This window comes from Colwellia sp. C1TZA3 (genome assembly GCF_007954265.1).
In the GTDB taxonomy this organism is placed as follows: Bacteria; Pseudomonadota; Gammaproteobacteria; order Enterobacterales; family Alteromonadaceae; genus Cognaticolwellia.
This window is the reverse complement of the sequence record NZ_VOLS01000102.1, coordinates 1-5,520: the sequence shown is the minus strand read 5'-3', so window position 1 is coordinate 5,520 and position 5,520 is coordinate 1. Positions and strand designations below refer to the sequence as shown.

The 5,520-nt window shown below is 39.3% G+C and carries 3 protein-coding genes; 2 read left to right on the top strand and 1 reads right to left on the bottom strand.

Going from position 1 to position 5,520, the window contains the following annotated elements:
* Positions 1 to 196 (top strand): transposase (locus ESZ39_RS16990; protein ID WP_191321720.1); only part of this gene is annotated, 196 nt, incomplete at its 5' end.
* Between the two features lie 133 nt (positions 197 to 329).
* Here ESZ39_RS16990 and ESZ39_RS16985 read toward each other — a convergent pair.
* The gene (locus ESZ39_RS16985) at positions 330 to 1,850 is read right to left on the bottom strand and encodes an MFS transporter (protein WP_146881110.1); all 1,521 of its coding nucleotides are present in this window, start codon (positions 1,848 to 1,850) and stop codon (positions 330 to 332) included.
* A gap of 732 nt (positions 1,851 to 2,582) precedes the next feature.
* On the opposite strand from ESZ39_RS16985, the gene ESZ39_RS16980 reads away from it, so the two are divergent.
* Complete coding sequence (locus ESZ39_RS16980) at positions 2,583 to 4,862, top strand: FdhF/YdeP family oxidoreductase (RefSeq protein WP_146881109.1); 2,280 nt, start codon at positions 2,583 to 2,585, stop codon at positions 4,860 to 4,862.
* The last annotated feature ends 658 nt before the right edge of the window (positions 4,863 to 5,520 follow it).

Genomic DNA, 5,520 nt, shown 5'->3' with positions numbered 1-5,520 from the left:
ACCCGCTTATTCACCTGAATTAAATCCAATTGAACAGGTATGGCAGTGGTTAAGACAGAATGAGTTAGCGAATAAATGTTTTAAGGATTATGACGATATTGTTGAATCTTGTAGTAATGCATGGAACAGCTTCATAAGTGATATAAAAAGGGTGAAAGATATATGCTTTAGAGACTGGCTAAATTTGAGTGGTTAATTAATGTAATTGGTATTACTCATTAACCGCTTAAATTAAGCGCAATTTTCACTTGTTTATATTAATGATATAGCCAATACATGTTATTTTTATCTGTATTTTTTCAGGTAGCCTCGGCTATTTTGACATAAATTTACAATTCAGTAGGCGGTGTTAGTTTTGCAATTTGGCTACCAAGCTCAGGTTTAAGCGTCACTAAAGCTAAGGTTAATTCAGCTATATGTTCAGGTAAAATATGACTCATCGCTTGAAACATATTTAACACATTTATATTAGGTAATATTGCTAGTGCTTCGGCCACTTCTATACCGCGCTCAGCATTGACTTTTGCCACCGCTAAAGACAATGCCACCGCAAGTACGGGGTCTGTTTCTGCCACCATCAGTGTTGTTTCTACTTCAGCACAAGGCCGGTATTGAGATTCGTGATACTCGGTACGGGGATCAAGTTCAACAGCAGAAGATATTACCGACCCTTGCATAACAAACTGCTCTTGTTCTTCTATCGGTAATGCCTGACGCACCGTCATTCGAAAGATAACAAAACATGCTAATAATAACTGAATAAAGGCTAGGAAATAAAATAATGCACCGCCACCAAATTTATCCATCACAAGTGACGCAGAGTAAGGCCCTAAAACCCCACCTAACGCAAAGGCTAAAATCATTGATGACATAGCCGCAACTATCTCACTTTGACGTAGTTTATCCAGTGCTTCGGTAATACTTAATGGATAAGTACAAGCAATGATGCCACAAGTAATAGCCGTCGCTAAAAATACCGCCCATGTGATCCCCAATGGCGCTAATATAGTTACCGCAATCCCCGCACTGGCAGAAATAAGCAACAGCACAAACAAGACGGTACGCCGATCGAAACGATCTGATAAAAACCCAACGGGGAACTGTAAAATAAAGGCGCCAAATATAGCTGCCCCCATATAAAGTGAAAGTTGAAAGCCGGTAATATCAAAGGTTTTTGCAAACACAGGTAATAAACTAAAAACAGCAGAATAAAGTATGCCGGATATAAAACAACTTACTACGCCAAGCGGTGAGCGTTTATATAACAAGCGCAGAGACATCGAACTAAATTCTTCAACCACTGGCCCAAAATGGCGACTAAGTACTACAGGAATAATCGCTATACACATTAAAATGCCAGCGATAACAAAAAGCATATTGTCTTGAGGGTTGGCCACATTGATAAAAAACTGCCCGCCAAAAAGTCCAGCTAAAACAACAGCATTGTAAATGGCTAATACTTGACCACGCGTTTCCTTGCTTGAACTGTCACTAAGCCAGCTCTCCATCGCTGTAAACGCGCAAGCGATACAAAACCCCATTACTATACGCATTGCGCCCCAAAGCATGGCTTCGGAGTAGAGACTACAAACTAAAATACTCACTGCGCCCAACGAAACACAGCCAGCAAACATTCGAATATGCCCTGCTCTTTGGATCAAACTCGTGCTGTAAAGTGCGCCTATTAACAAACCGACATAATATAATGATAAAACAATACCAATTGATTCAGTGCTCAGTCCGTCTAAATTCATTCTTACTGGCAATAAAACATTAATTAAGCCAATACCTAACAATAAGATAAAACAACTTAGAAACAGAGAAAACAATGATATAAACGTTTGGCGCACAATATATTCCTTGATATTACTTCTAAAAATTAAAGCAATTGTTGCCGACTTTACCTGATAAAAAGCTGACCATATGCCAGCTTATTCGTTGATTTGAGCTAATGTAAAACTAGCAAATTTTCTTGCAGAGCCGCGGCATAAGCAACAATTTAACCAAGCCTTTACTTTCGTGCTAAAACACCTGCAATCATAGCAGTTCTATTAAAATATCGTGCAGCTAAATAACAAGTTATTGTCAAAGGCAGCAGTAAAATAGCTCACTTTTATCTTAACGAAATAAGCCAATGCCAACGATAACAATGCATGTGTTTTTTTGGCGAGTTTTGCTGTAACTTAGTAGAAGACTAAATGCAGGCTTAAATGCAACCTTAAATACTTAGTGATTAAATAATTAAAAAGTGACTCAAACCAAAAATATTATTAGCCAAATTTTTAAGCTAGACACATGGTTTAATAACTAAGCATAACTTGGCTTAACTTGGCTTAACTTGGCTTAACAAAAATTTAACCCAAAAAACTGCACAAAAAAATCAGCTAAAACCTATGGCATTGTCTTATTAACTGAGTGTTGTAGCCATGAACTTATTGCTAAAACCGCTCGTATATTATTAAATACATCAGTAACACTCACTCACCCTAACAATTAGCGGTCAGTTCAGCAGAGAAAACTGGGTTAAACCCGTTTTACTTTTATCATAGTCAGTTGAAACTTCCCCTTAATAGAGAATTTACATGTCAAAACCTACAAAAAACTCGCCTGCATACTCACCACCCGCAGGTGGCTGGGGAGCACTTAAAAGCTCGGCTAAACATTTAATCCAAAGTGAAGATGCCGCCAAAAATGTAAAAGCCTTATTACGCGCCAATCAGCCAGGTGGTTTTGACTGTCCCGGTTGTGCGTGGGGTGATTCTGACACCGCAGGTAAAGTAGATTTTTGTGAAAATGGTGTAAAAGCTATTGCGTGGGAAGCAACCAGTAAAAGAGTTAACCCTGATTTTTTTAAGCAACATTCAATAACCGAATTACAACAATGGGATGATCATTCCCTAGAAAAGAGTGGCCGCTTAACTCAACCGATGTTTTTTGATGGTGAAAGTGACCACTACCAAGCCATAAGTTGGGATGACGCCTTTAAAATTATCGCTGACAAATTACAGCAGTTGCCCTCACCAAATGAAGCATTGTTATATACCTCGGGCCGAGCCAGCAATGAAGCAGCTTATATGTATCAATTATTTGGTCGAGTATTAGGCACTAATAACTTTCCCGACTGTTCTAATATGTGTCATGAAGCTTCTGGCATCGCCATGACTAGCAGCTTAGGCACTAGCAAAGGCACAGTAACAATGGCCGACTTCGATGAAGCTGATGCCATCTTCGTTTTTGGCCAAAACCCCGGTACTAATCACCCACGCATGCTAGGCACCTTAAGAAAAGCGAGTAAGCGAGGCGCTACCATTGTTAGCATTAATAACTTGCAAGAACGTGGCTTACAACAATTCTTAGATCCTCAAAGCCCAAAAGAAATGATCCTTTTCACCGGCACTAATATTAGTCAACATTACTTCACGCCGCGATTAGGTGGCGATATGGCTATTCTACGTGGCGTCGCTAAATCATTACTTGAACGATTTAAACAAGACGAAACTGTACTAGATAGCGCTTTTATTGCTGAACATTGTCATGGCATTGAAGCATATCAACGCAGTGTTGAGGCAACGTCATGGGAAAAAATAATCAGCCAATGTGGACTAAGTCGACAAGACATTGAGCAAATTACCGATGTTTATGCCAGCAAGAAAAAGGTTATTTTTACTTGGGCCATGGGCATCACCCAACACAAGCACTCAGTAACCACCATTCAAGAGCTTATTAATGTGCTCTTGCTTAGAGGCAATATGGGTAAACCTGGCGCTGGCGCTTGCCCTGTACGCGGTCATTCTAATGTACAAGGCAATCGCACAGTTGGCATTAACGAACAGCCACCTATGGAGTTTCTCGACGCTTTAGATAACCATTATGCTTTTAAAACCCCACGCGACCATGGGCTAAACACGGTTGATTCCTTACATACTATGCTCGCAGGTAAAGCAAAAGTATTTATAGCCTTAGGGGGCAACTTTGCCGCCGCAACACCAGATACCACAAGAACTTATCAGGCATTACAGCAATGTGATTTAACTGTGCAAATTAGCACTAAGCTCAATCGCAGCCATGTTATTACCGGTAAACAGGCCTTAATCCTTCCCTGTTTAGGCCGTACTGAAATTGACCGCCAAGAAGGTGGCGAACAATGCATTACCGTAGAAGACTCAATGAGCATGGTACATAGCTCAACGGGGCAAAATGAACCTGCCTCCGAACATTTACGTTCAGAAACCGCCATTGTAGCTTCAATGGCGATGGCTGCAGTGGGTGATAGCGTCGTTGACTGGACAAGTTTAATGAACGACTACGGCTTAATTAGAGCAGACATTAGTAAAGTGTTGCCAGATTTTCATGATTATAATCAGCGTATTAAAGTAGGTAGAGGCTTTCATTTAGACAATAAGGCCGCGCAGCGGCAATGGAAAACAAGTACAGAAAAAGCCACGTTTTCAGATACCCAATTACCTGAAAAATTAGCCCATGAAGTTGCCGAAGCGTTTACTGACAAGCCTATTTTAACCTTACAAACACTGCGTTCACACGACCAATACAATACCTCAATTTATGGTATGGACGATCGCTATCGCGGCATATATGGCGAACGCCGAGTGATTTTCGTTAATGCAGACGATATGGCAAAACAACAATTAAAAAATGGTGACAAAGTAAAAATAACTACCGCATCAAGTGACAATATAGTACGTACGATCACTGATTTTAAAGTGGTTGAATATACTATTCCAGCAGGCTGTGCAGCGGCATACTATCCAGAAACTAATCCGCTAGTACCGTTAGAAAGCACCGCGGATCATTGTGGCACACCTACCTATAAATCAATCGCCGTTTCTATTGAGAAAGTATAGCGCTTAAAAATGTCTTTGCGAGTGTGTGCTTATAGCCGCACTCTCGCATGTTTTTTACTTTAGATTCAAATAATAATGAGGATCGGGTCAACAAATGAGATTAACCTATTATGTTCACTATTAACACAAAGCGGTCTTAATTTTGATATTGATATTGATTTATCACAATTAATAGTCAGCTTTGCCACCATTGCGGTCGGTCATCATCTAAATATTAATGATCACTTTGTGCGCATTGCTGACATTAGGTTGTAAATTTTTGCAATATATTTTCTAATGAATAAATCATGTCATGTTACTGAGAAGTCTCAGTAATAATCCGAAGCTCATCTACTTCACCTGTAACCTTCTGATATTATAGGTAATTGTTTTTAATTATTTATTGGGTATTACTAAGACTTCTCAGTAATATCCAAGATATAACAAAAATAAAATATTTGTAGTTTATAAAGCACTGAAACTATGGGATATTAATGTGAATTAGATAAGTTTTATGGGGCGGACATTACTGAGAAGTCTCCATAATAAGCTGTTATAAGCAAAAGGAGTATGCGTCATGAAATCGAGTTTTAAAAATCTACATATTATGCTGACAGGGTGTTTAATTCTCTTCATTGCACCTTGGATTCTAATTCCTTATAAAGTTGTTTTAGTTCCT

Coding starts and splice junctions, on each gene's coding strand:
- ESZ39_RS16980 (WP_146881109.1), top strand. CDS start 2,583: ATGTCAAAACCTACAAAAAACTCGCCTGCATACTCACCACCCGCAGGT.